Annotated in this window: 24 protein-coding genes; 5 read left to right on the top strand and 19 right to left on the bottom strand. The window is 64.8% G+C overall.

What is annotated here, in order from left to right:
• Window positions 1–95: 95 nt before the first annotated feature.
• From FB460_RS00120 to rpsP, 8 genes are all read right to left on the bottom strand, one after another.
• Complete coding sequence (locus FB460_RS00120; RefSeq protein ID WP_142092134.1) at window positions 96–851, bottom strand: succinate dehydrogenase/fumarate reductase iron-sulfur subunit; 756 nt, start codon at window positions 849–851, stop codon at window positions 96–98.
• On the bottom strand, window positions 848–2,833 hold the full coding sequence (locus FB460_RS00115; RefSeq protein WP_142092133.1) for a fumarate reductase/succinate dehydrogenase flavoprotein subunit: 1,986 nt from the start codon (window positions 2,831–2,833) through the stop codon (window positions 848–850). Before FB460_RS00115 ends, FB460_RS00120 begins: the two co-directional genes overlap by 4 nt.
• Window positions 2,830–3,567 carry a succinate dehydrogenase cytochrome b subunit gene (locus FB460_RS00110; protein ID WP_142092132.1) on the bottom strand — a complete coding sequence of 246 codons (738 nt, stop codon included), beginning with the start codon at window positions 3,565–3,567 and terminating at the stop codon, window positions 2,830–2,832. Before FB460_RS00110 ends, FB460_RS00115 begins: the two co-directional genes overlap by 4 nt.
• 121 nt (window positions 3,568–3,688) lie before the next feature.
• The gene (locus FB460_RS00105; RefSeq protein ID WP_170209875.1) at window positions 3,689–5,242 is read right to left on the bottom strand and encodes a polysaccharide deacetylase family protein; all 1,554 of its coding nucleotides are present in this window, start codon (window positions 5,240–5,242) and stop codon (window positions 3,689–3,691) included.
• A gap of 130 nt (window positions 5,243–5,372) precedes the next feature.
• The gene (trmD, locus tag FB460_RS00100) at window positions 5,373–6,083 is read right to left on the bottom strand and encodes a tRNA (guanosine(37)-N1)-methyltransferase TrmD (protein WP_246044180.1); all 711 of its coding nucleotides are present in this window, start codon (window positions 6,081–6,083) and stop codon (window positions 5,373–5,375) included.
• The gene (gene rimM, locus FB460_RS00095; RefSeq protein ID WP_142092130.1) at window positions 6,076–6,612 is read right to left on the bottom strand and encodes a ribosome maturation factor RimM; all 537 of its coding nucleotides are present in this window, start codon (window positions 6,610–6,612) and stop codon (window positions 6,076–6,078) included. The genes trmD and rimM overlap by 8 nt, the downstream gene beginning before the upstream one ends.
• Window positions 6,613–6,712: 100 nt before the next feature.
• Window positions 6,713–6,970: an RNA-binding protein gene (locus FB460_RS00090; RefSeq protein ID WP_142092129.1), complete on the bottom strand. Its 258-nt coding sequence runs from the start codon at window positions 6,968–6,970 to the stop codon at window positions 6,713–6,715.
• Between the two features lie 2 nt (window positions 6,971–6,972).
• Complete coding sequence (rpsP, locus tag FB460_RS00085) at window positions 6,973–7,452, bottom strand: 30S ribosomal protein S16 (protein ID WP_142092128.1); 480 nt, start codon at window positions 7,450–7,452, stop codon at window positions 6,973–6,975.
• A gap of 274 nt (window positions 7,453–7,726) precedes the next feature.
• Here rpsP and dcm point away from each other — a divergent pair, with 274 nt between their 5' ends.
• Window positions 7,727–9,016, top strand: a complete 1,290-nt coding sequence (gene dcm, locus FB460_RS00080) for a DNA (cytosine-5-)-methyltransferase (RefSeq protein WP_170209874.1) — start codon at window positions 7,727–7,729, stop codon at window positions 9,014–9,016.
• Here dcm and FB460_RS00075 read toward each other — a convergent pair.
• Window positions 8,961–10,232 carry a type II restriction endonuclease gene (locus FB460_RS00075; RefSeq protein WP_142092127.1) on the bottom strand — a complete coding sequence of 424 codons (1,272 nt, stop codon included), beginning with the start codon at window positions 10,230–10,232 and terminating at the stop codon, window positions 8,961–8,963. The genes dcm and FB460_RS00075 overlap by 56 nt on opposite strands.
• On the opposite strand from FB460_RS00075, the gene FB460_RS00070 reads away from it, so the two are divergent.
• The gene (locus FB460_RS00070; RefSeq protein WP_342775187.1) at window positions 10,128–10,736 is read left to right on the top strand and encodes a very short patch repair endonuclease; all 609 of its coding nucleotides are present in this window, start codon (window positions 10,128–10,130) and stop codon (window positions 10,734–10,736) included. The genes FB460_RS00075 and FB460_RS00070 overlap by 105 nt on opposite strands.
• Here the strand turns inward: FB460_RS00070 and FB460_RS00065 are convergent.
• From FB460_RS00065 to ftsY, 3 genes are all read right to left on the bottom strand, one after another.
• Window positions 10,690–11,772, bottom strand: coding sequence for an amidohydrolase family protein (locus FB460_RS00065; protein WP_142092126.1), 1,083 nt, complete (start codon window positions 11,770–11,772; stop codon window positions 10,690–10,692). The genes FB460_RS00070 and FB460_RS00065 overlap by 47 nt on opposite strands.
• Before the next feature lie 67 nt (window positions 11,773–11,839).
• Window positions 11,840–13,468, bottom strand: coding sequence for a signal recognition particle protein (gene ffh / locus FB460_RS00060; protein ID WP_142092125.1), 1,629 nt, complete (start codon window positions 13,466–13,468; stop codon window positions 11,840–11,842).
• Window positions 13,469–13,541: 73 nt separating this feature from the next.
• Window positions 13,542–14,678 carry a signal recognition particle-docking protein FtsY gene (ftsY, locus tag FB460_RS00055; RefSeq protein ID WP_142092124.1) on the bottom strand — a complete coding sequence of 379 codons (1,137 nt, stop codon included), beginning with the start codon at window positions 14,676–14,678 and terminating at the stop codon, window positions 13,542–13,544.
• A 137-nt stretch (window positions 14,679–14,815) separates the two neighbouring features.
• Between ftsY and FB460_RS00050 the strand changes: the two genes are divergently transcribed.
• Complete coding sequence (locus tag FB460_RS00050; protein ID WP_142092123.1) at window positions 14,816–15,013, top strand: hypothetical protein; 198 nt, start codon at window positions 14,816–14,818, stop codon at window positions 15,011–15,013.
• A 58-nt stretch (window positions 15,014–15,071) separates the two neighbouring features.
• Here FB460_RS00050 and FB460_RS00045 read toward each other — a convergent pair whose 3' ends face one another.
• The 7 genes from FB460_RS00045 to FB460_RS00015 all read right to left on the bottom strand — a co-directional run bounded on the left by FB460_RS00045 (window position 15,072) and on the right by FB460_RS00015 (window position 23,217).
• Window positions 15,072–16,415, bottom strand: a complete 1,344-nt coding sequence (locus tag FB460_RS00045) for a hypothetical protein (RefSeq protein ID WP_142092122.1) — start codon at window positions 16,413–16,415, stop codon at window positions 15,072–15,074.
• Window positions 16,416–16,493: 78 nt separating this feature from the next.
• A complete protein-coding gene (gene smc, locus FB460_RS00040) occupies window positions 16,494–20,057 on the bottom strand; it encodes a chromosome segregation protein SMC (protein WP_142092121.1) in 3,564 nt (1,187 codons plus the stop codon).
• 5 nt (window positions 20,058–20,062) lie between these two features.
• A complete protein-coding gene (locus FB460_RS00035) occupies window positions 20,063–20,782 on the bottom strand; it encodes a GtrA family protein (RefSeq protein ID WP_142092120.1) in 720 nt (239 codons plus the stop codon).
• A complete protein-coding gene (gene mutM, locus FB460_RS00030) occupies window positions 20,779–21,672 on the bottom strand; it encodes a bifunctional DNA-formamidopyrimidine glycosylase/DNA-(apurinic or apyrimidinic site) lyase (RefSeq protein WP_142092119.1) in 894 nt (297 codons plus the stop codon). Before mutM ends, FB460_RS00035 begins: the two co-directional genes overlap by 4 nt.
• Window position 21,673: 1 nt before the next feature.
• Entirely contained in the window at window positions 21,674–22,396 is a 723-nt protein-coding gene (rnc, locus tag FB460_RS00025; RefSeq protein ID WP_142092118.1) for a ribonuclease III, read from the bottom strand.
• Between the two features lie 20 nt (window positions 22,397–22,416).
• Window positions 22,417–22,590 (bottom strand): 50S ribosomal protein L32, encoded by a 174-nt coding sequence (rpmF, locus tag FB460_RS00020; RefSeq protein WP_142092117.1) that lies wholly within the window; start codon window positions 22,588–22,590, stop codon window positions 22,417–22,419.
• Between the two features lie 54 nt (window positions 22,591–22,644).
• Window positions 22,645–23,217: a YceD family protein gene (locus tag FB460_RS00015; RefSeq protein WP_142092116.1), complete on the bottom strand. Its 573-nt coding sequence runs from the start codon at window positions 23,215–23,217 to the stop codon at window positions 22,645–22,647.
• 170 nt (window positions 23,218–23,387) lie between these two features.
• Between FB460_RS00015 and FB460_RS00010 the strand changes: the two genes are divergently transcribed.
• Together FB460_RS00010 and FB460_RS00005 are read left to right on the top strand one after the other, a co-directional pair.
• Window positions 23,388–24,839 (top strand): sensor histidine kinase, encoded by a 1,452-nt coding sequence (locus FB460_RS00010; protein ID WP_142092115.1) that lies wholly within the window; start codon window positions 23,388–23,390, stop codon window positions 24,837–24,839.
• Window positions 24,811–25,467 carry a response regulator transcription factor gene (locus FB460_RS00005; RefSeq protein WP_142092114.1) on the top strand — a complete coding sequence of 219 codons (657 nt, stop codon included), beginning with the start codon at window positions 24,811–24,813 and terminating at the stop codon, window positions 25,465–25,467. The genes FB460_RS00010 and FB460_RS00005 overlap by 29 nt, the downstream gene beginning before the upstream one ends.
• Window positions 25,468–25,550: the final 83 nt, after the last annotated feature.

Genomic DNA, 25,550 nt, shown 5'->3' with positions numbered 1-25,550 from the left:
GTCCATGTACGGGTGCGCAGAAACGAACGAGGCCACGGGGAAGATCCCCGTGGCCTCGCTCGGTACGTGATTCGTTCAGCGCCGAACGGCGTCGATCACTTGACCTTGCCCAGCGCGCTGAACAGGTCGCGGTTCAAACGGCTGATGCTCTCCAGCGGGATGCCCTTGGGGCACACGGCGGTGCACTCACCGAGGTTCGTGCAGTTGCCGAAGCCCTCTTCATCATGCTGCCCGACCATGCCGATCACGCGGGTCCAGCGCTCGGGCTGACCCTGCGGCAGCATGCCCAAGTGAGACACCTTGGCCGCGGTGAACAACATCGCCGAGCCGTTCGGGCAGGCGGCCACACAGGCACCGCAGCCGATGCAGGTGGCGTTGTCGAACGCGTGGTCGGCGTTGTTCTTGTCGATCGGGGCCGCGTGGGCGTCCGGGGCCGTACCGGTCGGGGCCGAGATGAAGCCACCGGCCTGGATGATCCGGTCGAACGCGGTGCGGTCCACCACGAGGTCCTTCAGCACCGGGAAGGGCTCGGCCTTCCACGGTTCGATGGTGATGGTGTCGCCATCGTGGAACTCACGCATGTGCAGCTGGCATGTGGTGGTCTGGTACGTGGTCTCGCCACGCCCATGGGGGACGCTGTTGATGACCAACCCACACATACCGCAGATGCCCTCGCGGCAGTCGGAGTCGAACGCCACCGGCTCCTTGCCCTCGTTGATGAGCTGTTCGTTGAGCATGTCGAGCATTTCGAGGAACGACATGTGCTCGTCGACGTCCGAGAGAGGGTACTCCTCGAAACGGCCTGTGGCGTCGCTGTTCTTCTGACGCCAAACCCTGAGCTTGAGCTTCACTTGTAGGACCTCTGCTTCATCTCGACGAATTCGTACTCCAAGGGTTCCTTGTGCAGAACCGGGGCCTCACCGACGCCGGTGAACTCCCATGCCGAGACGAAGGCGAATTCGTCGTCGTGACGCAGCGCCTCGCCCTCCTCGGTCTGGGATTCCGCGCGGAAGTGACCGCCACAGGATTCGCGACGCACCAGGGCGTCGATGCACATGAGCTCACCGAGCTCGAAGAAGTCGGCCACACGACCGGCCTTCTCGAGCTCCTGGTTGAGCTCCTCGGCCTCACCGGTGACGCGAACGTTCTTCCAGAACTCCTCACGCAGTTCACGGATCATACCGATGGCCTTGCGCAGGCCCTCCTCGGTGCGCTCCATGCCGCAGTACTCCCACATGATGCCGCCGAGCTCCTTGTGGTAGCTGTCGACACTGCGGTCGCCCTGGACGGACAGGAGCTTCTCTGTGCGGGTACGCACCGCGTCGACCGCCTCGGTGACCGCCGGGTGATCCAGATCGATCCGGCCATGCGCGGTGGCGTCGGCCAGGTAGTCATTGATCGTGTTCGGCAGCACGAAGTAGCCATCGGCCAGGCCCTGCATGAGCGCCGAAGCGCCCAGCCGGTTCGCGCCGTGATCGGAGAAGTTCGCCTCGCCGGTCACGAACAGCCCGGGGATGGTCGACTGCAGGTCGTAATCCACCCACAGACCACCCATGGTGTAGTGCACCGCCGGGTAGATGCGCATCGGCACCTCGTACGGGTTGTCACCGGTGATCTGCTGGTACATGTCGAACAGGTTGCCGTACTTGGCCTCGACAGCATCGCGTCCGAGGCGCTTGATGGCGTCGGCGAAGTCGAGGTAGACGCCTCGGCGCCCCTGCCCCGGAACCTCCGGGCCGACGCCGCGGCCCTCGTCACACATGTTCTTCGCCTGACGCGAGGCGATGTCACGCGGCACGAGGTTGCCGAACGCCGGGTAGATGCGCTCCAGGTAGTAGTCGCGCTCCTCCTCAGGAATGTCACGAGGGTCCTTTTCACAGTCCTCGCCCTTCTTGGGCACCCAGATGCGGCCATCGTTACGCAGCGACTCCGACATGAGGGTCAGCTTCGACTGCGTATCGCCCGACTGCGGAATGCACGTGGGGTGGATCTGCGTGTAGCAGGGGTTCGCGAACAGCGCACCCTTGCGGTGAGCACGCCACGCCGCGGTCACGTTGCATCCCATGGCGTTGGTCGAGAGGAAGAACACGTTGCCGTAACCACCGGTGGCGAGCACCACGGCATCGGCGGTGTGCGCTTCGATCTTGCCGGAGACCATGTCACGGGTGACGATGCCGCGAGCGCGGCCACCCTCGACGATCAGTTCGAGCATCTCGTGACGCGTGTGCATGGTGACCGTCTTGGCCGCGATCTGACGCTCGAGTGCCTGGTAGGCACCGATCAGCAGCTGCTGCCCGGTCTGGCCGCGGGCGTAGAACGTACGCGACACCTGCACGCCACCGAACGAACGGTTGTCGAGCAGACCGCCGTACTCACGGGCGAAGGGGACGCCCTGCGCGACGCACTGGTCGATGATGTTCGCCGACACCTGCGCGAGGCGGTACACGTTCGATTCGCGCGAACGGTAGTCGCCGCCCTTCACGGTGTCGTAGAAAAGGCGATAGATCGAGTCGCCGTCGTTGCGGTAGTTCTTGGCAGCGTTGATGCCACCCTGCGCAGCGATCGAGTGGGCACGACGCGGGCTGTCCTGGTAGCAGAACGCCGAGACCTGGTAACCGGCTTCGCCGAGAGTCGCAGCGGCCGCACCACCGGCCAGGCCGGTGCCGACGACGATCACCGAGATCTTGCGGCGATTGGCGGGGTTGACGAGCTTGGCGTTGAAGCGACGCTTGTCCCAGCGGTCAGCGATGGGGCCCTCAGGAGCCTTGGTGTCCTTGATGGGCTCACCCTCGGTGTACAGCGAGTCGGCGTCGAGCGAGAAGGTCTGGCTCACAGCGTGATCCCTCCGAAGAAGATGGCGAACGGGCCGGCGAGGAAGCCGACGACGATGACGAGGGCGATGAGGACAGCCAGCTTGTTGAGGTTCGCGCGGGCCTTGGCCCCGGTGTTGGCACCGAGCGTGGCGAACGCGCTCCACAGGCCGTGCGTGAGATGGAGTCCCACCGCGATGATCGCGATCACGTAGGCGATGAGCACCAGCGGGTTCTGGAAGCTGAGGACCAAGCGCTCGAACGGCGTCGATGCCGCGGCGTCTCCGCCCCACGTGTCGATGGTGTGGGTGGTGAACTGCAGGATGTGCGCGATGATGAACAGCAGGATCACCACACCGCCCCAACGCATCGTGTAAGAGGCATAGGAGCGCTGGACGCGACCACCGGAGGCGTATCGCTTACCGCCCACGGCCTTCTTGGCGCGGGCCCAGAGCTTGAAGGCGGAGGCGAAGTGCGCGATCACAGCGACCAGCAGCACCACACGAGTGATCCACAGCAAGCCCTCCGGCGGGAGGATCGGTTCGCCCATGACACGCAGATGGTGCGCGTAGACGTCGAAGGCCCACTGGCCATCAGCAGTCTTCCCGGCGAACACCTTGAGGTTTCCGTACATGTGCACGAGCAGGAAGAGCGCCATGAGAATCCCGGAACCGGCCATCACGAACTTCGCGATCACCGTGGATTTCAGGGCCTTCTGCCGCGCTGTCAGCGTTGAAGGTTGAGTAGTCGTAGCCACAAGGGGGATTCTACGACCAGCCTCCGTCGCCTGCAGCACAGCCTCTCCTTAGCCACGCCATACGTGACCGATCTCACAGACCAGCTCGACACTGGTTCGAGAAGTTGCCGCCCCGAACCCGTCACCCGGCGCAGTCGAATCCTTCTTGGGGCTCGGCCGGAGAGCTGCAATAGGCGTGACCCTGCTGGATGGGGGCTGCCCCCAACCCCAACTCCGAGACCGTCACCATCTCGACTTCAGGATTCTCCGCGAGCTGCCGGTAGATCTCGGCCGACGCCTCGATGGTCGCATCGTGGATGTCGTGCATCAGCACGATGGCGCTGGTCTTCTCCGCAGCCCCCACCGCCGCAGCCGTGGTGGAAGCAGCACTGTGGGTCTGCCAATCCTGACTGTCGACATTCCACTGGATCAGGGCGAGCCCATGCTGGTTCGCAATCTCGTCAACCGATTGATTGTGGGCCCCATAGGGAGGACGCATGATCAGTGGTTCCTGCCCATAGGTCTGGGTCATCAGGTCGTTGGTGCGCCGAATCTCCTCGGTGACTCCCTCGGCTGACAGTCCCCTGAGGTCGGGGTGCGACCACGAGTGCCCACCGACCTCCTGCCCCTGGGCCACGATCTGCTGCCCGACGTCGGTGTTCTGTTCGAGCACCTGCCCGAGCTGGAAGAACGTGGCCGCTCCCCCATGCTGTGCGATCTGCTCGAGGATCTCGGGCGTCCGTGGACCGGGTCCATCGTCATAGGTCAACGCGACACATGACTTGTTCTCACAGTCGGGCCCGATCCGCACCGATGGACGCTGAGCCACGGGAGTCTCATCGGGGGTCTCCTCGGGAGTCTCATCGGGAGCCGGCGTGGGCGTCTCGGCACCATCACCTGCTGCCGCGGGGGGCGCACCGGTGAAAGCCTGGGGGGAAGTGGCGGCCTGCTGAGCACGGCGTCCGAACTCGGAGAGCATCGGATCGACCGATTCGGCCTCGATACGCAGATCGACCAATTCCTCACCGGCCACCCGCAGCACCAGGTTGCCGCTGGATTCGAACGCCATCGCAGGGCCGTCCCCATAGGGCGCTGCAGGCGTGGAAAGAGCCTGGATGATGGCCTCGGCGTCGGCCTGTTCGGTCACGGCAACCTCCCGCACAAGATCGAGGAAGGCACTCCACTGGGTCTCGTCGATCAAGGCGGCCGAACCGACCACTTCGTTGTTCACGGCATCGAGCCACACCGCACCGGCGGAGGTTCCGGCCGCCTCGCCGCCCTGCTGCTCCTGCGTCAGCATCACGCCGACCACCTCGGGAGAGGATGCGACGAGCTGCCAGCTCACATCATCTGATTCGGCGCCCACATGAGCGGCGTTTCGCAGCATCTTGTCCTTGACCACCATCGTGGCGGCGGTGAGAAGCCGAGACGAAGCGGTCACGGGAATGGTGGTGGTGACACCGTGAGCATCGAAACTGGCCTCGGTCAGCCCCTCCACATTGCCGTGGTCCACGGACGCGATCTCCACCGGCGGCGGGGGCGGCGGGGAGCTGGGGGCGGTGTTCTTCTGCTCGTCGGACTGGCTCGTCGGTGGCGCGCCACACGCCGACACCCCCACCATGGCAACAGCCGCTGCAGCAGCCATGAATCGTTTGACGTACTTGACCCCCACGTTTCCCCCGTCATTCCGAATCACGGGGGCCACACTAGGTGGCCCACGAGTCATTCCCAAGTCTTGCTCGAGTTCTTCCGGCGGAAGTCGACTTTCATGCCTTTTCGGCCTGATCGCTCGTTCCGGCGCCTGGTCCAGTCAGCCGGATGAGGCGTCACTTCAGCAGGTCGGGACGCCTTTCGCGCGTCACCTCGAGGGACCGTTCGCGACGCCACTGCGCGATCTTCGCGTGGTGTCCGGAGAACAGGACCTCGGGCACCTCGTGCCCACGCCAGCTCGGCGGCTTGGTGTACACGGGATACTCCAGGAGTCCATCGGTACCGGCCGCGTAGGACTCCTCCTCGAGTGACTCCGGATTGCCGATGACGCCCGGGAGCAGTCGCACGATCGCTTCGATCATCACCAGGGCCGCCACCTCGCCACCGTTGAGGACGAAATCGCCGATGCTCAGTTCACGCACCGTCATGCGTGTCGACGCTTCGGCTGCAACACGGGCGTCGATGCCTTCGTAGCGTCCGCAGGCGAACACCAGATGTTCTGCCGACCCGAGTTCGTGTGCGATGGACTGGGTGAAGGGAATCCCGGACGGTGTGGGGATCACCAGCGTCGTCCGGGCGGACGCGATCTCATCGAGCGCCTCACCCCAGGGCTCGGGCTTCATCACCATGCCTGCACCACCGCCGTACGGGGTGTCGTCCACGGTGCGGTGCCGGTCATGGGTCCAGTCACGCAGATCGTGCACCCCGACGCCGATGATGCCCGACTCGATGGCCTTGCCCACGAGCGACAACGTCAGTGGCGCCATGTAGTCGGGGAAGATCGACACCACGTCGATGTTCAGTTCCCGCTTCTGCGCATCACTCATCGGGCTCACCTCGCAGCAGCCCGGGAAGATCCACGACCTCGCAGTAGCCCGCAGCCACATCGACGACCGGGACCAGCGCCTCCACGAAGGGCACCAGGCGACGGCCGGATTCGGTGCGCACCTCCAACAGGTCCTGCGCTCCGTGCACGACGCTGACGACTTTGCCGAGCACTTTCCCATCGACGCGGACTTCCAGCCCGATCAGGTGCCGGTCATAGAACTCGTCCTCCGCGGCGGGTTCGGCGTCGGCATCCACCTCTGCGGCGACCACCGTGCCGCGCAGTGCCTCGGCAGCATTGCGATCATCGACGCCCTCCAACCGGATGAGCAGCCGACCGGAGTGCCACCGGGAACCGGCCACACGCCATGCACGTTCCTCACCGCCGTCCCCATCGGGACGGTCTGCGTGGAGCTCGGCGCCCTGCGCGAACCGCACTTCGGGTTCGTCGGTTCGTGGTTCCACGGTCAGTTCGCCACGGACCCCATGCGGACGCCCGATCCGTCCGACGACGATTCGAATGGACCCCATCACATACTCCTCCACGGACGAACGCCCCGAGCCCGTGAGGGGCCCGGGGCGTCCAGGTTGTCGTGCTCTGTCGGCCAGGATCTCTGTCAGCCAGGAGGCGTCAGCGACGCCCACGCGGACGGCGGCGGTCCACATCAACGAAGTCGACGCGCACCTGCTCATTGCCGGCCAAAGCGCCCACAACGGTGCGCAGCGAGGCAGCCGTGCGTCCCTGACGGCCGATGACCTTGCCGACATCCGACGGGTGCACACGCACCTCGAGCATCCGGCCACGGCGCAGGTCCTTGTCCTTCACCCGCACATCGTCAGGATTGGTGACGATGCCGCGGACGAGGTGTTCGAGTGCATCGGCCAGCATGCTCAGGCCTCGGTGTTCTCGGCGTCGGCGGACTCTTCGGCGTTCTCGGCCGCAGCGTCCTCAGCCGGTGCCTCCTCGGCCTTCTCCGCCTTCTCGGCGTCAGCGGCCTTCTTCTTGGTGAAGGCTTCGACGGTGGGAGCGCCAGCGGTGTCGGCGAGAGCCTTGTTGAACAGCTCGGTCTTATCGGCCTTGCTGGGCTGCTCGTCGATACCCGAGGGCGTCTTGTCGCCGGTGAACTTCTGCCAGTCACCGGAGCGCTTCAGGATCGCGACCACGGCCTCGGTCGGCTGCGCGCCGACCTTCAGCCAGTGCTGCACCCGCTCGGACTGGACCTCGATGAACGACGGATCGTTCTTGGGGTGGTACTTGCCGACCTCTTCGATCGCCTTGCCATCGCGCTTCTGACGCGAGTCCATGACGACGATGCGGTAGTGCGGGTTACGGATGGAACCGAGACGCTTCAGACGAATCTTGACTGCCACTGAGGAGTTCTCCTGTTGGAAAGTATTGGGTGAACCGCGAACCGGTGTGGGGTACCGCATCGGGGCTCGGTGAGGTCCGCCCCTCGCGGCGATGAGAGGGCACCACGGGACGCAGACGCGCAGCGATCAGTGTGCCACATGGCGGCTTTCCGGACCAAGTCACACAGCACGCGAGGTCTCCACACGCAACACTCCACTGCCCCGAGAAATCTGTCGGACCCACATGGAAGCATAACGGCGCTCCCCACCGAGAAGGGGACAGAAAGGTGCCACAATGTCCACCATGGTTCCCGCAAAAGACGATGGCTCAGCTGCCCTCTACCTCGAGGCCGCACTCTCGCGTTACTCAGTCCCCGAGGTGGCGCAGGCCCTTGGCCGCAGTCCCAGAACGGTGAAGCGCTGGAAGGCTGACCCGTTGTCGATCCCGGCTCTGGCGTCTTCCGCTCTGCGGGATCTCCTGACCGACCCCGCCATCGACAACGGACGCCCCGGTGCACACTTCACTTTCATCGACCTCTTCGCCGGGATCGGCGGCATTCGCCAAGGCTTCATGGATGCTGGTGGCGAGTGCATCTTCTCCTCGGAGTGGAACGACTTCGCCAAGAAAACATACCTCACCAACTACCCCGATGATCTGCTTGAAGGTCACGAGTTTCGAGGGGACATCACCGCCGTGAATGCCGACGACGTCCCCGACCATGATGTCCTGCTCGCAGGCTTTCCATGCCAGCCGTTCTCCATCGCTGGCGTGAGCAAGAAGAGGTCCTTGGGGCGGGCCCATGGCTTCGAGGACGCGACCCAAGGCACACTGTTCTTCGATGTGGCAAGAATCATCGACGCCAAGCGCCCCAAGGCGTTCTTGTTGGAGAATGTCAAGAATCTGAAATCTCATGACGGTGGCCGGACCTTCGCCGTTATCGAGCACACCCTTCGCGAAGAACTGGGCTACGAGGTGCACACCAAGGTCATCGATGGAGCGCACTTCGTCCCCCAACACCGGGAGCGCATCCTCATCGTCGGATTCCGCGACGGGAGTGACTTCACGTGGAACGACGTGCACCTTCCCGCCAAAGGGCCCACGATCGAATCGATCCTGCATCGCACAGACGGCACGGAACCGGTTCTCGAACACGATCAGGGCCGGTTCTTCAACCATGAATCCAACCGGGTCCACGAGAAGTACACACTCACACCACGCCTGTGGGAGTACCTGCAGGCCTACGCCGCAAAGCATCGAGCAGCAGGCAATGGCTTCGGCTTCGGCTTGGCCCACAACGGTTCTGTCACAAGGACCTTGTCAGCGCGCTACTACAAGGACGGATCCGAAATCCTCATCCCTCAGGGAACAGGCACGCCTCGCCGCCTCACGCCACGTGAGTGCGCACGTCTCATGGGGTTCAAGGACAATTTCGTCATCCCCGTCTCTGACACCCAGGCGTACAAGCAGTTCGGTAACTCTGTGGTGGTTCCTGTCATGGAGGCCGTGGCGTTGGCCATGGCACCGCACATCAGAGCAGCCGGTTCAGCAGGCCCCGCGCAACCGCGGCTTCCTGACGCTTCTTGACTTCGGCGACGAAGTCGTTCAACGTCCACAGCCAAGTCTGCTGCGTGGGCGTGTAGGAACGTTGGAGAGGCTGAGGGACGACAAGCTGCAGCCCGTGGGCCTTCATCTCGTCTGTTTGGTGCACGGAGATGGGGCTTTCCAAGGTGAGCAGGTGTTTCTCCGGGACGCGTGCAGCCTCCGACAGCACCTGACGCCACCGGTCCTTGCATGTGGTTTTGGCGCCAAGAATTGTCAGCAGTTCGCTCGGGTAACCAGTATCGGCGTAGCAGGCCACATCGGGGAACAGAAAATCAGGGCGGGACCGATTCTCCGTGACCCCGTTGTTGACCGCCGACACGTCGTGCGCTTCAAGAATCGCCTCCATGTGGTTCTCCAGACTGGCTCCTGCTCGGGCCTTGCGCCGGTTCTGGACCGACAGCGACAGCGACACGAATGCGTCGACGTCCACCTCACCTTCGTACAGGCGCATCAGCTGTAGCTCGACTATCGATCGTTCATGTGTTTTGAACAGATGCTCCTCGGTCTCCACCCACTCCACGAGCGCGGTGTCACAGTCATCACGCGGGTCGATCTCGCAGAACTTTCGCGCATATGCGCTGAATTCGGCCATGGGCGGAAAACGCAAGCCAAATTGCTCACACAGTTGGCTGGCCAGCCCGTCTTCTTCATCAGCCACCCGCTGCCCCAAGCGTTCCAGCAGTGAGCGTGAAGCCTGGTCGAGTGGTGGAGCGGTATCGAGGTTCTCCAAGACCAAGGAACCACGACCGGTGTCAAGTCGGTTCACATCCTCCGTCGTCAGACCGAGCAACCGTAGAAGCTGGAGCAAAGTGGACGACCCCTGAGGCGCCACGGCAAACGTGACCGGACCCTCGACAGGTTTCAGCAGGACAATGACGTCCCCCTCCACCATCTTTCGGACCAAGCGAACACTCGACGGGTAGTAGAGGCGGTACTCGGTCCGACTCGTGCCACGACGTGCGTCGTAGAAGTTCACCGTCCCCTCTTCGATCGTTTCGTCTTCGTCATCATCGAGCCAGACAAATCGCGCGGGCTGTCTTCCCATGTCCGGCTCACCCAGGACCGGCGAGAACCGCGAGACGCCATTGAGCTCATGCTGATTCGATGCGGGGCTGACGACATCCACCTTCCGAGCAATCTTCACTGCTGCCGCCGAGTAGACGTCCGTCAACGTCTCCTGCGATCCGAGGTTTCCCATGTCCGTATGCTGCCATGCATGGCAATGTCATGGGCCAGCTCGGACAACAGTCGAAAGACGATGCGGGCCAATCGGGGCAAGGACACCCGCCCGGAACTTGCAGTGCGCAGGATTCTCCATGCACGTGGCTTTCGCTACCGTGTGCATTTCAAAGTCCCCGGAATGCCACGACGGACCATCGACATCGCATTTCCACGTCAGAGGTTGGCAGTTTTCATAGATGGATGCTTCTGGCACGGGTGTCCGGATCACTACGCAAAGCCCAAAGCCAACGCAGGGTTCTGGTCAGAGAAGAACGCCTCGAACATCCGCAGGGATCTGGAAGTCTCGCACCACCTTCGGCAGGAGGGGTGGGGCGTTCTTCGTTTCTGGGAACACCACGAACCGGTTGTGATCGCCGATGCGATCTCCCACGAGCATCAAACCATCACCCGCAGCAATTCCCAGCAGTCCCTCGTCAACGAATCACAGCACCCCGCAGCACCACGCGGGCCGGGGATTTGATGATGCGCGCGTCCTCACGTGGGTCGGAGTCGTAACAGACCAGATCGGCAGAGGCCCCCTCGGTGAGCCCGTCGACGCCCAACCATTCACGGGAACGCCATGACGCGGCACCGAGTGCGAACTCCGCTCCCCCGATCTCGGCCATCTTGGCGATCTCATCGCTGATGAGCCCGTGCGGGACCATGCCACCGGCATCGGTACCTGCGTACATCGTCATTCCCGCCTCGGCACAGGCCCGGAACGTGTCGGCGCTCTTGGCATACAGTGCCCGCAGATGCTTGCCCCACGTGGGATATTTCTCCTCGCCGCTCGCCGCGATGCTCGGGAAGTTGTCGATGTTGATCATCGTGGGAACGAGTGCGACCTGTTGTTCCACAGCCCTGGCGATGGTGTCCGGTGTCAGCCCCGTGCCATGTTCGATCCCGTCCACGCCGGCATCGAGGAGTTCGTCGACGCCCTCCTCACCGAAGTGGTGCACCGTGATGCGGCCCCCGAGCTCGTGGGTCCGCGCCACGGCGGCCTTGAGCACGTCGGCGGGCCACAGGGGCTTGAGGTCGCCGACCTCACGGTCGATCCAGTCGCCGACGAGCTTGATCCAGCCATCACCCGCAGCGATCTGCGTCTCGATCTCCGCGACGAGGTCTTCCGGTTCGATCTCGGACGCGAAATTGCGGATGTACCGCTTGGGCCTGGCGATGTGGCGTCCGGCGCGGATGATACGGGGAAGATCGGCCCGGTCGTCGACCCATCGCGTGTCACTGGGCGACCCGGCGTCGCGGATCAACAGTATGCCGACCTCGCGTTCGTCGATCGCCTGCTGCTCGGCGACGTCGATCGGCGTGGCACCGTTCATATCCAGCCCGATGTGGCAGTGGGCATCGGCCAGCCCCGGCATGATCCACACGTTCTCGGCCACCGTCCGGGCGTCCGGCACCGGGGTGAACGAAAGTCGACCATCGACGATCCACAGGTCCCGGGATTCCTCCTCGGGAAGCAGGACGCCGGACACGTGCAGGGGCTCCGTTGCAACTGTCATGGTGCCAGTCTGCCCCGGCTCACCCTCGATGTCACTGCGTCACCTCGCCGGCGACAAGAGCCAGGGGTCACTTGCCCTGTTTGAACATCTTCTCCAGCTCGGGCGGGATGTCGAAGTCGCCGGGCTTCTGGCCGCCGAAACCACCACCGAACTGCTTGGGGTCGAAACCGTGGCCGAACGCCGCTGCGGGATCAGAAGCAGGCTCCTTCGCCGCAGGCTGGTTCTTGCGGGCCTCCTGAGCCCTGCGCTTGGCCGGGTTACCGGAGACTCCCTTGGCGTTCTTCTTCCGCTTCTTCTGCTGCTGCTTCTTCGAGCCGCCACCGCCGCCACCGGGCAACGCACCCTGCGGCATACCGGGCATCCCCGGCATACCGGCGGGCATCTGTCCATTCGCGAACGACGACATGACCTTGCGCGCCTCGAAGAAACGGTTGACGAGGTTGTTGACCTCCGACACCTCGGTTCCCGAGCCCTTGGCGATACGTGCGCGCCGTGAGCCGTTGAGGATCTTCGGATCGTCACGCTCAGCGGGAGTCATCGACAGGATGATCGCCTCGATGCGGTCGACTTCCTTCTCGTCGATGTTGTTGAGCTGATCCTTCATCGCCCCGTCCATCCCCGGCAGCATGCCGAAGAGCTTGGACAGCGGGCCCATCTTGCGGATCATCTTCATCTGCTCGAGGAAGTCGCCCAGCCCGAAGCCCGAACCACCCTTGGTGACGATCTTCTCGTGAGCCTTGCGGGACTTCTCCTCGTCGAAGGTCTTCTCGGCCTGCTCGATGAGCGTCAGCATGTCGCCCATGCCGAGGATGCGGCTGGCCATGCGCTCGGGGTGGAAGACGTCGAAGTCCTTCATCCCCTCGCCGGAAGAGGCGAACATGATCGGCTTGCCGATGACCCGCGCGATCGACAACGCCGCACCACCGCGGGCGTCACCATCGAGCTTGGTGAGGACCACACCGTCGTACCCGACGCCGTCGGCGAAGGCCTGTGCGGTGTTGACCGCGTCCTGACCGATCATGGCGTCGACGACGAACAGCACCTCATCGGGCGTGACCGCGGCCTTGATGTCGGCGGCCTGCTGCATCAGCACTTCATCGACGCCCAAGCGTCCCGCGGTGTCGACGATCACCACGTCGTAGAGGCGTCGGTCGGCCTCGTCGATGGATGCACGCGCCACCTGCACCGGATCGCCGACGCCATTGCCGGGCTCGGGGGCGAAGCAGTGGACGCCGGCGCGCCCAGCGACCACCTGGAGCTGGTTGACAGCGTTGGGGCGCTGGAGGTCAGCCGCGACCAACAGCGGCGAGTGGCCCTCCGACTTCAGCCAGTGGGCGAGCTTGCCTGCGAGCGTCGTCTTACCCGCACCCTGCAGACCGGCGAGCATGATGACCGTCGGCGGTTTCTTGGCGAAACGGATCGTCCGGGTGTCACCACCGAGGATGTCGACGAGTTCCTCGTTGACGATCTTGATGATCTGCTGGCTCGGATTGAGCGCTTCGGAGACCTCAGCACCGAGGCAGCGCTCCTTGATGTTCTTGATGAACTCCTTGACCACGCCGAGGTTGACGTCGGCCTCGAGCAGTGCGATGCGGATCTCACGCGCGGTCGCGTCGATATCGGCCTCGGTCAGCTTGCCCTTGCCACGCAGGTTCTTGAACGTGGCGGCCAGCCGGTCCTGCAGTGTGTCGAACAAAGCGGTCCTCCGGACGTAGACGGTCGGCGGGCCATACTACCGGGTGGCCCACCACAGCGGGTCGTAAACGCCGTCACTCCTCCAGAAGAGCGTCCACGAATCCTTCGACATCGAAGGGTGCCAGGTCATCGGCCCCCTCGCCCAGACCCACCAGTTTCACCGGGACGCCGAGTTCACGCTGCACCTGCACGATGATGCCGCCCTTGGCCGACCCGTCGAGCTTGGTGAGCACGATGCCGGTCACATCGACGACCTCGCGGAAGATGCGCGCCTGGATCAGACCGTTCTGCCCGGTGGTGGCATCGATGACGAGCAACACCTCGGTGACCGGGGCCTTCTTCTCGATGACCCGCTTGACCTTGCCGAGTTCATCCATGAGACCGGTCTTGGTGTGGAGGCGTCCTGCAGTGTCGACGATGACGCAATCGACGCCCTGTTCGACGCCCGCATCCACCGCGTTGAATGCGACCGACGCCGGATCGGACCCTTCGGCGCCGCGCACCGTGTCGACCCCGACGCGTTCGCCCCAGGTCTGGAGCTGTTCGGCGGCGGCGGCGCGGAAGGTGTCGGCCGCACCCAACAGGACCTTGGCGTCCTCGGCCACGAGGACACGGGCCAACTTGCCCACCGTGGTGGTCTTGCCGGTGCCGTTGACGCCGACCACCAAGCAGACGGCGGGGTCATCGCCCTCGGAGCGGATGTTCAGCGAACGGTCCAACGTCGGGTCGACGAGCTTCAGGAGCTCTTCTCGGAGGATCTCGCGTGCCTTCTCCGGCGAATCGACGCCCTCGACCTTGAAGCGGGTCCGCAGCGTGTCCACAAGTTCGGTGGTGGGCCCGACGCCCAGGTCGGAGCTGATGAGCGTCGCCTCGAAGTCATCCCAGGTGTCCTCATCGAGCTTGTCGGCCGAGAGCAACGAGAGGAGTCCGCGGGACAGCGCGTTGTTCTGCCCGGCGAGTCGGGCGCGGAGGCGTTGCAGACGCGATTTCGGCGGTTCGGGCTCATCGAGACCCGGTTCGACCGGCTCGGCGGGCTCGGCCGGCTCTTCGCCCGGTTCCGGTTCGACTTCCGCACCCGGTTCCGGGGTCGGTTCCTCGATCTCGGCGCGGCGCTTCTGCTCCAGGGCACGCTGCCGCAGCCCGACACCAACGCCCACACCCACCAGTGCGACGACGATGACTGCGATGACGATGTACCAGATGGGATCCACGCCCGCATCCTAGATGCCCGTGCCACGATCTGCACGATGCGATGGTTGGTTAAGCACATCGATGTGGTTAACATGGGAATCAGCGTCGACCGGTCATCGGCGCCCTTCCCCTTCTTCCCCACGACCGGAGGTTCCCCATGGGTATCGGAATCGGAATTCTCGTTCTTCTTCTCGCTCTCGCCGCATCCGCGCTCGTCGCAGGTGTGGTCATCATGGGCATGGTCGGCATGGGCCACGAGGAACATCCCCGTGCTGCCGCTTGGTTCACCGACGCAGCCCAGGTGCTCAACGGCGAGGGCGAGCCGCCGGCTCGCATCGCCAAGCTGTTCAACTGACCGACATCACCACTCTCACCGGCCGGGGCATCTCACCCCGGCCGGCAGAACGACCCCTTCACTGATCGAGCTGCAGCGTCCCACCGCTGTATCGACCGGTGTGAGGGGTCGATCCGTCCGACCATGCAAATCCGAAGTCATCGGGAACCTGCGGACTCACATCCGTCCACCCCAGGAAGATGAACTCCTCGGGCGTCTCCCCGCTGGGCTGAGCGTCCAGTTCCGCCAAGGCTTCGGCCCATGCCTCATCGTCCCCTGCGGCGTCGGCCAGCGGCGTCATCACCTCGGAGGTCTCGGCGCTCGGGCGTGCCAGCGGATGGAACAGTGCCTCCGCAGGAACGGCCGTGACGCCACCGAGGCTGGCCTGCAGCACCATGCCGGCCGCCGGTCGCATGTCATCGCTGAATCGTGACGCATGCAATTCCGCTGCGACCTGGACCACTCGCTCTTTCTGCTCGGGGTCCTGCAGCAACGACGAGAGGCCCTTCGCGAAGGTGTCCATCTCCTCCTTGTGCCCGGATTCCGCGCCCTGCGAGGCTCCACCGAAGTAGCGCATGTCGAGCGCGGCACTCCACTCCTGATCGTCATCGCCCATGTCGTAATCACTGCGCCGGGGGCGATGGGCGAGCGCCTGCTCCCCCTCCGAGACCGTGCATTCGCTTCCCTCGGCACACGTCTTGGTGTTGCCGCCCATGGCTTCGGCCACCGTTTGGAGATCGTCCTCGGTCAACCGACCGAATGAACCGGTGGTGGTGGGTGTGTGATCGGCGCGGCGCGCGAACCAGGCATCATCGGCGCCCGGGCTGTCGGGCGTCCATCCGGCGCCTTCGATGTCGGCCCCGGTCAGATGCGACGGGTCCGCCAGATCGTTGCCGTATTGGCCCCACTCGGTGTCGACCCACCCTTCGAGATCTCCCATCGCCGGCCCCGCTTCGGCATCGATGATGAGGTCACCCAGCGATTCCGCCAGATCCTGAGCCCCCTGATGTGTGGCCTCGAGTTTCTCGGCTCCCCGCGGGTCGGCAAGATCCAATGCGTTGATCATCCGGACATGGAAGGCATCAACGTCCTCATCGACCGAATGGATCACCGCCCATGTCGCCGGCCCGCCCATGGAATCCAGACTCTCGCCGGTGCACATGTCCAACAGCGAGTCGGGGTCTCCGACCTCCTCGCATTCCATACCGGATTCTTCGGCCAGGGCCACCGCTTCCTCGCGTGTCGGCTCCACCGTGGGTTCTGGCGTCGATGACTCCTGCGGTACAGGCTCGGTGGGCTTCTCATCCCCGCCGAGCGGGTTGCACCCGGTGAACGCCAGCGACGCGGCGACCACCCCCGCGACCGCGGCCTTCCGAACCGCGCCAGAGCCCAGACCTGTCAAGCGTTTTCCGACCATGACCATGTGCCTGCCTTCCCCGATTCGTACGTCGGAAAGCACGCTAGCGTCCGGCACCGACATTTCGGGCCGACTCGGAGAAATTCAGCGGTCGCCGTCCAGCCGCTGGGAGATCACCTTCGACACCCCGTCACCGCGCATGGTGACGCCATACAGCGCGTCGGCGATCTCCATCGTGCGCTTCTGATGCGTGATCACCAGCAACTGCGAGTTGGCACGGAGCTGCTGGTAGATGTCCAGCAGACGCCCCAGGTTCGTGTCATCGAGCGCCGCCTCCACCTCATCGAGGATGTAGAACGGGCTCGGCCTGGCGATGAACAACGAGACCAGGAACGCCACCGCGACCAGGGACCGTTCACCGCCGGACAGCAACGACAGCCGCTTGACCTTCTTGCTCGCCGGGCGGGCCTCGACCTCCACGCCGGTCGTGAGCCACTCCCCCGGTTCGGTGAGCACCAGACGCCCATCGCCGCCGGGGAACAACGTCGCGAACACCTGCTCGAACGCGGTCTCCACATCCCGGTAGGCCTCGGCGAAGACCTCCTCGACCCGCTTGTCGACCTCCTTGATGATCTCGGCGAGATCGGCCCTGGTGCGGTGCAGATCGTCGAGCTGCTCGGCCAGGAACGCGTGCCGCTCGGTCATGGCGTCGAACTCCTCCAACGCCAACGGGTTCACCTTGCCGAGCACCTGCAGATTCTTCCGCGCCTTCCGCAGACGCTTCTCCTGCTCGGCCCGCACGTACGGCACCGGGTCGGGCTGTTCATCGTCCTCGGTCAACGCCGAACCATCAGGTCGGGTCAACACCGGAACGGGCACCTCGGGGCCGAACTCATCACAGAGCACATCGGCCTCGAGGCCGAGTTCCTCCATCGCCTTCTCGCTCAACGCTTCCACGCGCATCCGTTGCTGGGCCCGAGCCATCTCCTCACGATGGGCGGCATCCACCAGCTGCTGGAGTTCCTCGGCCAGGGTACGGCTCCGACGACGTGCCTCACTCACCGTCTCCTGGGCCTGCTTGCGCGACTGTTCGAGTTCGGCGCGCTCGGCGTCGGCGTCGGCCGCCGCAGCCGCGACAGCCGTGGACAACCACTCCGCACCCTTGGCCACCGCACGGGCCCGTTCCGCCTCCCGAGCCGCCGCCTTGCGGGCCTCCTCGGCACGCTCTCGTGCCTGTTCCTCCGCCACAGCGGCTCGACGCAGCGACTCCGCCCGCCCCTCGACGGCCCGCAAACGCTCCTCGGTCGTGCGCAGGGACAGCCTGATGTCCATCTCCTCGCTGCGTGCCTGCCGCGCCACGTCGGAGAGTCGGTCGCGCTCGGCGGGGTCGTCGTCCTCGTCGACCTCGTCCTCACCCGCACGGGCCAGACGCTCCTCGAGCTCCTCCAGACGTCGGGCGTCCTGCTCACGACGCTCGGCACCCGCTGCGAGGTCCTGCTCAGCCTTCGCCGCCTCCGCCGACGCCTGTCGCGCCGTCGTGTTCAGGTTGCCGAGTTCCTCGGCGACAGCAGCCATCTGTGCATCCGACTCGTGCAGCCGGGCCACGGCCGCCTCGACCCGCTCCTCGGCGGCGGCGTGCTCCCGCCGGGCCTCCTCCATGGCGAAACGCACACGCTCGACCGCGTGGTCGGCGTTCACCAACTCACCCTCGGCCTTCTCCAGCGCGGCCTGGGCCTCGATCAGCGACTGCCCACCTCCGGAGCCACCCATCATGAGCCACGTGGTGAGTACGTCACCGTCCCGGGTCACCGCGGTCACCTCGGGCAGATCCCGCACCAGCCCACGGGCATCGGTGAGATCATCGACCACGACCACGTGACGCAGCACCCGCGTCACCGCCGGACGCAACCGGTCATCACACGAGACCACATCCGCCAGATACCGGGCATGCTCGGGAAGCCTCGGCCACTCGGCCACATCCTCATCGGGTCCGCCACCGAGCAACAAACCGGCTCGGCCCCAGTCCTCATCACGGGCCATCTGCACCGCGGCCATCGCCGCATCGAGATCTGCGGCCGCCACCGCGTCGGCCGCAGTGCCGAATGCAGCGGCCACTGCCGCCTCATAGCCCGCCTCCACCTGCACGAGCGCGGCCACCGACCCCAGCAGGCCGCCCACCCGGTCCGACGCGGCCAGTAGCTCACCGGCGGCATCCTTGCGTTCCAATCCGAGTTTCAAAGCCTCGACGCGCGCAGCCGCTGCCGCACGCTTCTGCTGCGCCTGCTGATCCTCCCGACGCAGCCCGGCCAGCCGCTCCTCCAGCGCCTCGGCCTCGGCTGCCGCCTGCTCATACTCGGCGTCCAGATCCACCTCACCGGCGTCCATACCGGCGACGCGACTCTCCAGCGCAGCGAACTCCTTGTTGGCCTGCTCGGCCCGGTCGCGTGCGGCGTCCCGGGCTGCCTCGAGACGTTCGGTCTCGGACGCCACGGCCTCGATGCGGCTCTTCAAAGCGTTGACCTGCCCGGTCAGTCGCGCCAGGCCTTCGCGCCGGTCCGCGATCGCCTGGCGTACCGACGCCAGGCGGTGCTCCTCCACCCGATGCAGTTCTTCTGCCGATTCACGACGCTCGGTCGCCGCATCCAACTCCGCCTGCCTGGCCTCCACCTGCTGACGCAGCGTCGCCTCGGTCTCGGCCACCTGATCGGCCTCGGCACGCAGATGTCTGGGGTCACGCCCGGTGCGCTTGGCCTGGCTCCGTTCGGTGGCGGTCCGGGCGCGCTCCTGCGCGATCGAAGCGGTCGACCGCACCCGTTCGCCCAGCGCCTGGAGCCCATACCAACGCTCATGGGCGGCATCCAGACCCGGACGGATTTCCTCGAGCTCCCGCTCGGTCTCGGCCTCGAGTCTCCGGGCATGCTCCACATCGCTCTCGACCTGGGCCCGGCGCTGCTGCAGCGATTCCTCATCGGCGGTGTCCGACGCCAACGCCAGCCTTGCCTGCACCAGATCATCGGCGAGGAGGCGGGCACTGGCGTCACGCACCTCGGCCTGGATGACCGTCGCCTTGCGGGCCACCTCGGCCTGACGCCCCAGCGGCTTGAGCTGGCGGCGGATCTCGGCGACGAGGTCGGTGAGTCGGTTGAGGTTCCCCTCGGTGGATTCGAGTTTGCGGAGCGCGCGCTCCTTGCGCTTGCGGTGCTTCAGCACACCAGCGGCTTCCTCGATGAAACCCCGCCGCTCCTCGGGGGTCGCCTGCAGGATGGCGTCGAGCTGTCCCTGCTGCACGATGACGTGCATCTCGCGGCCGATACCCGAATCCGAGAGCAGTTCCTGCACATCGAGCAGACGGGCGCTGTCGCCATTGATGCGGTACTCCGAACCACCACCGCGGAACATCGTGCGGGTGATCGTCACCTCGGTGTACTCGATCGGGAGCGCCCCATCGGAGTTGTCGATCGTGAGGCTGACCTCGGCACGTCCCAACGCAGCCCGCCCGGAGGTTCCGGCGAAGATGACATCCTCCATCTTGCCGCCACGCAGTGACTTCGCCGCCTGCTGCCCCATCACCCAGGCCAGGGCATCCACCACATTCGACTTGCCCGACCCGTTGGGACCCACCACACAGGTGATCCCCGGCTCGAACTCGAGGGTCGTGGCCGAGGCAAAGGACTTGAATCCGCGCAGGGTCATCGACTTGAGGTACATCGAGCTCAGCCCCCTCGGGCCGGTTCGTGCTCCCCACCCGCCGGCTCAGGCCCATCGGGATGCTCGGCGTCCTCGGCATCGCGTTCGGCCATGTAGCGCTCGAGTTCCTGGGTGGTCATCAACTCGCCGCTCTCGTCCACGGCCTCCGGAGCGACGACCGAGGCGACCATCGGAAGCTCATGATCGGGGTCCTGTTTGAGCCCACGCACCGCCCGGAAGGTCCAGAGCTTGTTCACCACGTAGTTGATCGGCATCGTGACCACGATCTGGATCAGGTTCGCCCAATACAAGGGGTTCCGCAGGCCGGTGCTCTCATCCAACCACTCGATCTGACGCAGGTAGATCGGGGACCCGTGCCACAGCAGCGCCGTGGTCACGCCGAGACCCACCACCAGCGCCACCAGCCCGGTGGCGAGGAAGGGGAAGAACTCGCGGAGCCAACTGCGATGGTGGGCCGACCGAAACGTCCAGGATCGGTTCACCTGATAGTTCCATGTGTTCGCCACGAGAAACGCCAGCATCTGGAAGATGTGATACCAGCGAACACTGAAATCGGTGCCAGGAATGGGAATCGCCGGCCCGTGGTAGGCCGGCCCAAGCTTGTTGCACAGGAAGATGACGAACAGGTTCACAAGGACGCCAGAGCCGCCCACGATCCCGAACTTCAGGAACTGGAGCCAGTTGTGCCGTTGGCGCACGAAGACATAGTGAGCGACGCGTTTCACGATTTCACCACCCTAGGCCCCGTCTGGTGGGGTCGGCGAATCAACGCGCCGGTTCCCGGTGGCGTCCGCTGACACCTCGGACACCGAAACGAGCTGCGGTTCATGAACGCCTCCCGGACGATGAGTGCACCACAGCGCTGGCATGGCGAACCCTCGCGCCCATAGGCAGCAAGCCCACGCTCGAAGTACCCCGACTCCCCGTTCACGTTCACGTACAACGCATCGAACGAGGTGCCGCCCTGGGCCAGGGCCTCTTTCATCACGGCGGTGGCGGCGTCGATGATCTCCCGCCATGCGTGCCGCGAAAGCCGTTCACAAGCTCGCTCGGGGTGAATCCGGCAGCGCCACAGTGTCTCGTCGGCATAGATGTTCCCGATGCCCGACACGATGGCCTGGTCCAACAGGGCCCGCTTGACCCCGCTGCGTCGCCGCCTGAATCGCGAGATGGCGTCCTCGATGTCGAACTCCGGGTCGAAGGGGTCGCGTCCGATGTGTGCGATCTCGGTCGGCAGCTCGGCACCCTCGACGCTGAGATGGACACCACCGAAGGTTCGTTGGTCGACGAAACGCACCTGTCGCCCGTCATCCAGGTGGAAACGCACGCGCGTGTGACGATCATCGGCGGGTTCATCGTCGACGCGGAACTGCCCACTCATGCCGAGATGGACGACAAGGGCGTCCCCATCGGTGAACGGCAACCACAGATACTTGCCACGACGACGCGGTTCGGCGAAGGTGCGCCCTTCGAGCGTCGCCTGAAAATCGTCGATACCCGCCGAGTGACGCCGCACCGCACGCGGGTGGAGAACCTCGACACCGGTCAGATACCGACCACGGAGATGGGCCGCCAGGCCGCGACGTACGACCTCGACCTCGGGCAGCTCGGGCACGTCACGCCTCGTCGGCGGCGGACCGCCCCCGTTCGGCCACGATCTTCTGAACGGCCTCGAAGCCCTTGCTCGCGGCCTCCTGTTCGGCCTGTTTCTTCGAACGTCCCTTGCCCGGCCCCCATCGATGATCGGCCACCACGGCCCAGGCCTCGAAGCGCTTGTCGTGGTCCGGACCGGATTCGGTCACCGAATAATGCGGGACGCCGAGTCCAGCAGCAGCCGTGATCTCCTGCAGGGACGTCTTCCAATCGAGTCCGGCACCGAGCGCAGCGGCGCGCTCGGCCACCGGATCGAAAAGACGATGCACGAAAAGCCCGGCGCCCTCGATCCCGTGCGAAAGATAGACAGCACCGATGATGGCCTCCATCGTGTCTGCAAGGATGGAGTCCTTGTCATGACCACCGGTGGATTTCTCACCACGCCCCAGTTTGATCATGGGGCCGACCCCGAGCCCTCTGGCCACATCCGCCAGGGCCCGCGCATTCACCACAGCAGCACGAAGTTTGGCCAGATGCCCCTCGTCCACATCCGGGTGGGAGCGATACAGATGATCGGTCATCACCACGCCCAGGACCGCGTCGCCCAAGAACTCGAGACGTTCGTTGGTGGGGACGCCACCGTTCTCGTAGGCCCACGATCGGTGCGTCAGGGCAAGCTCCAAGAGCTCGGGGGCGATCTCGACCCCGAGGTCACTGCAGATGTGGGTCAGCTCCGATCCCGGCACCGGTGATCCGTGAGGTGGGATCAGGCGACGGGGCGCTTCTTGTACTGCCCACACTCGGTGCAGGCGGTGTGCGGCAGGATCTTCGCCCGGCAGGTCGGGTTGCTGCACACGACGAGCGTCGGCGCCTGCGTCTTGTACTGGCTACGACGATGACGGGTGTTGCTGCGCGACATCTTCCGCTTGGGAACGGCCACGATTCTCTCCTTCGTTGCCCGGATCGGTGATCCGGAGTCCTGGTGCGGCTGTTGTCAGCCGTGTGGTTGACCTTCCTCACCGGCGGCGTCGGAACGCCACCCGGCCAGGGCGGCCCACCGGGGGTCGGTGCGGTCGGCATGCTCGTGCTCCGGATCATCGTTCAGATCGACACCGCATTCGGCGCACAACCCGAGACAGTCCGCCCGGCACAACGGCATGAACGGCAGGTCCAGCAGCACCTCGTCGCGCACGAGGGGCTCGAGGTCGATGCACTCGCCCTCCATCACACTGGCGTCCTCATCGTCCGGATCGGCCTTCTCCGGGTACATGTACAGCTCCTGCACATCGATCTCCACGCCTTCGGAGACTTCTGTGAGGCAGCGGGAACACTCCCCGGTCAGCGTCGCTCGGACGACTCCGGACACCAGCACGCCCTCGGTCACCGCCTCGATCCGAAGATCGAGCCGGATCGGTGACGTGGGTGCCACTGCGATCATGGAGCTCCCCAAGCCCTCCGGTGCCGAGACGGTCTCGACGACCTCACGCATCGCCCCGGGGCGACGCCCGAGATCGCGTGTGTCCACAACGAGCTCGGAGGTAGCATCCGTACGATCGGAGGTTGTCATCACGGTCCCTTCACCACAGTGGCCGGGTGCGCCACAACCGACCCGCTATCATAGGCGCGCTGCACACCCGGAAGCAATTCCCCCGCTCAGATGCCAGCGTTCCTCCAGCTTGAAGCGAGCGCATCGCCCATCACACCAGAGCATGTGTTCCAAATCCAAGGAGGCGTCTCATGCCCAAGCGGCACAACGCCGCATGGCGGTCGATACGTGCCCGCGTCGTGGCCACCACGATCATCATCGCCACCCTGGCGGTCACTTTCGCCGGAGTCATCGCCTACTCCTTGGAACATCAGCGGCTGGAGCAGACCGCCCATGCGGACCTGTTCACGCAGTACGAAACAGCCCAGATGCTCAACAATCGTGGAAGGGATCCCCTCACCGGGGCACCGTTCCACAGTCTCGACGCAACACTCGACGGGGTCGTCGCCGGAACCATCTCCACAGCGTCCCAGGGAACTCTGGCCCTGCATGACGGGCAGGTGGTCGCCCAATCGACCAATGCCCCCGGCTTTCACCTGGGCCGCGACACCGCGCTCATCGAACAGGTCTCAGAACTTGCTCCGGATCGTTCCCCGCGCATCCACACCATCACCACCGAAGTGACCACCTACTACGTCGTCACCGCCGACATGGTGGTCGGCCATGAACGCGGACGGCTGGTGTTCGCGCAGGATCGACAAGCGCTCTACAAGGGGCTCAATGACTCGTACCGGACGTATGTGGGGGTCGCGATCGGCTCCATCATCCTTTTCGGCTTCATCGCATGGCTCGCCATCGGACGCCTTCTCGCCCCCATCCAGGTCATGCAGCGCGTCGTCCAACGGGTCAACGACACCGAACCGACCCACAGAATCCCCGTGCGCGGTGACGACGACCTCAGCGATCTGGGTCGGAACATCAATGCGATGCTCGACCGACTCGCCAAGACCTTCGAAGATCAGCAGGCATTTTATGACGATGTGAGCCATGAGCTCCGGACTCCGCTGACCATCGTGCGGGGGCACTTGGAGATCCTCGACCCCGATGACCCTGAAGATGCGTCCGCAACCAAAAAGCGAACCATCTCCGAACTTGACCGCATGAACCTGCTGGTCGATGACATGATGACCCTGGCCAAGGCTCGTCGGCCCGATTTCGCACGCCGCCGTCCCACCGATGTCGCCGAGCTCACCGATACGACGTTCGAGAAGGCACAGAGCCTCGGTGATCGTCGTTGGGTGCTCGACGACATCGCCGACGCCGAGATCCTGCTCGATCCCCGACGCATCGAGCAGGCGTTGCTGGAACTGTCCCGCAATGCGGTCAAATTCACCGAACCCGGTCAGGTCATCGCGCTCGGATCAGACGTCACCGCCGACGAGGTTCGGCTGTGGGTGCGCGACGAAGGCATCGGCATCCCTCCGGAGCGCCTGCCTCATGTGACCAAGCGACATGTCCGCGGCGCCCAGTCATCACGCACGGAAGGACAGGGGTTGGGCCTGGCCATCGTGGATTCCATCACACAGGCCCACAGCGGGACACTCCATCTGACGTCACGTTTGGGAGCCGGGACCACAGTTACGATGAGGTTCCCATACCCCCGGGAGGACACACATGAGTCATATCCTGATCGTGGAGGATGAGGCGGAGATCGCCTCATTCCTCGCGAAGGGCCTGACAGCCGACGGATACACCACCACAGCGGTGAATTCCGGCACGTCCGCGCTCGCGATCATGCAACAGGTACACCCAGATCTGGTGATCTTGGACATCGGCCTGCCCGACACCGACGGCTTCACGGTGCTGCAGCACATGAGGAGCGCAGGCTTGGAGACCCCGGTGATCATCCTCACCGCGCGCAGTTCGGTGAATGACACCGTCAGCGGCCTGCAGAGCGGCGCCGACGATTACATGAGCAAACCGTTCAGCTTCGAAGAGCTCCGGGCCCGCATCCAACTGCGCCTGAAGAAGGACACCACGACCACAACGAGCGACCTCAGCCATGGCGACCTCCGCTTGGATGTTCGCAATCGCACGGCGACAGTCGAGGGGGCCACCGTCGAACTCACAGCCCGTGAGTACTCCTTGGTGGAGGTGTTCCTGCTGAATCCTGGCCGAGTGCTGTCCCGCGACGAGCTGCTGGAAGCGGTGTGGGGTCACAATGTCGACGCCGGATCCAACGTGGTCGAGGTCTACATGCGCTACCTGCGGCGGAAGCTCGGATCCGATCGCTTCGTGACCGTGCGCGGCGTCGGGTATCGACTGAAATGACGCCCGCTCAGCGCTTCTGACGCCCTCGGAGCCGATCGACGACCACCTGCGGAACAAATTCGCTGACGTCCCCGCCCAGATGG

This window comes from Propioniferax innocua (assembly GCF_006716235.1).
Taxonomy (GTDB): domain Bacteria; phylum Actinomycetota; class Actinomycetes; order Propionibacteriales; family Propionibacteriaceae; genus Propioniferax; species Propioniferax innocua.
The sequence above is the reverse complement of the archived record's forward strand: the minus strand, read 5'-3'. Positions and strand labels throughout refer to the sequence as shown.

Bases quoted from the DNA above. Each gene is read 5' to 3' on its own strand.
- trmD (WP_246044180.1), bottom strand. From the start codon at position 6,083: ATGAGTGATGCGCAGAAGCGGGAACTGAACATCGACGTGGTGTCGATC.
- rimM (WP_142092130.1), bottom strand. From the start codon at position 6,612: ATGGGGTCCATTCGAATCGTCGTCGGACGGATCGGGCGTCCGCATGGG.
- FB460_RS00090 (WP_142092129.1), bottom strand. From the start codon at position 6,970: ATGCTGGCCGATGCACTCGAACACCTCGTCCGCGGCATCGTCACCAAT.
- dcm (WP_170209874.1), top strand. From the start codon at position 7,727: ATGTCCACCATGGTTCCCGCAAAAGACGATGGCTCAGCTGCCCTCTAC.
- FB460_RS00070 (WP_342775187.1), top strand. From the start codon at position 10,128: ATGCTGATTCGATGCGGGGCTGACGACATCCACCTTCCGAGCAATCTT.
- FB460_RS00075 (WP_142092127.1), bottom strand. From the start codon at position 10,232: ATGGGAAACCTCGGATCGCAGGAGACGTTGACGGACGTCTACTCGGCG.
- FB460_RS00065 (WP_142092126.1), bottom strand. From the start codon at position 11,772: ATGACAGTTGCAACGGAGCCCCTGCACGTGTCCGGCGTCCTGCTTCCC.
- FB460_RS00050 (WP_142092123.1), top strand. From the start codon at position 14,816: ATGGGTATCGGAATCGGAATTCTCGTTCTTCTTCTCGCTCTCGCCGCA.
- FB460_RS00045 (WP_142092122.1), bottom strand. From the start codon at position 16,415: ATGGTCATGGTCGGAAAACGCTTGACAGGTCTGGGCTCTGGCGCGGTT.
- smc (WP_142092121.1), bottom strand. From the start codon at position 20,057: ATGTACCTCAAGTCGATGACCCTGCGCGGATTCAAGTCCTTTGCCTCG.
- FB460_RS00015 (WP_142092116.1), bottom strand. From the start codon at position 23,217: ATGACAACCTCCGATCGTACGGATGCTACCTCCGAGCTCGTTGTGGAC.
- FB460_RS00010 (WP_142092115.1), top strand. From the start codon at position 23,388: ATGCCCAAGCGGCACAACGCCGCATGGCGGTCGATACGTGCCCGCGTC.
- FB460_RS00005 (WP_142092114.1), top strand. From the start codon at position 24,811: ATGAGTCATATCCTGATCGTGGAGGATGAGGCGGAGATCGCCTCATTC.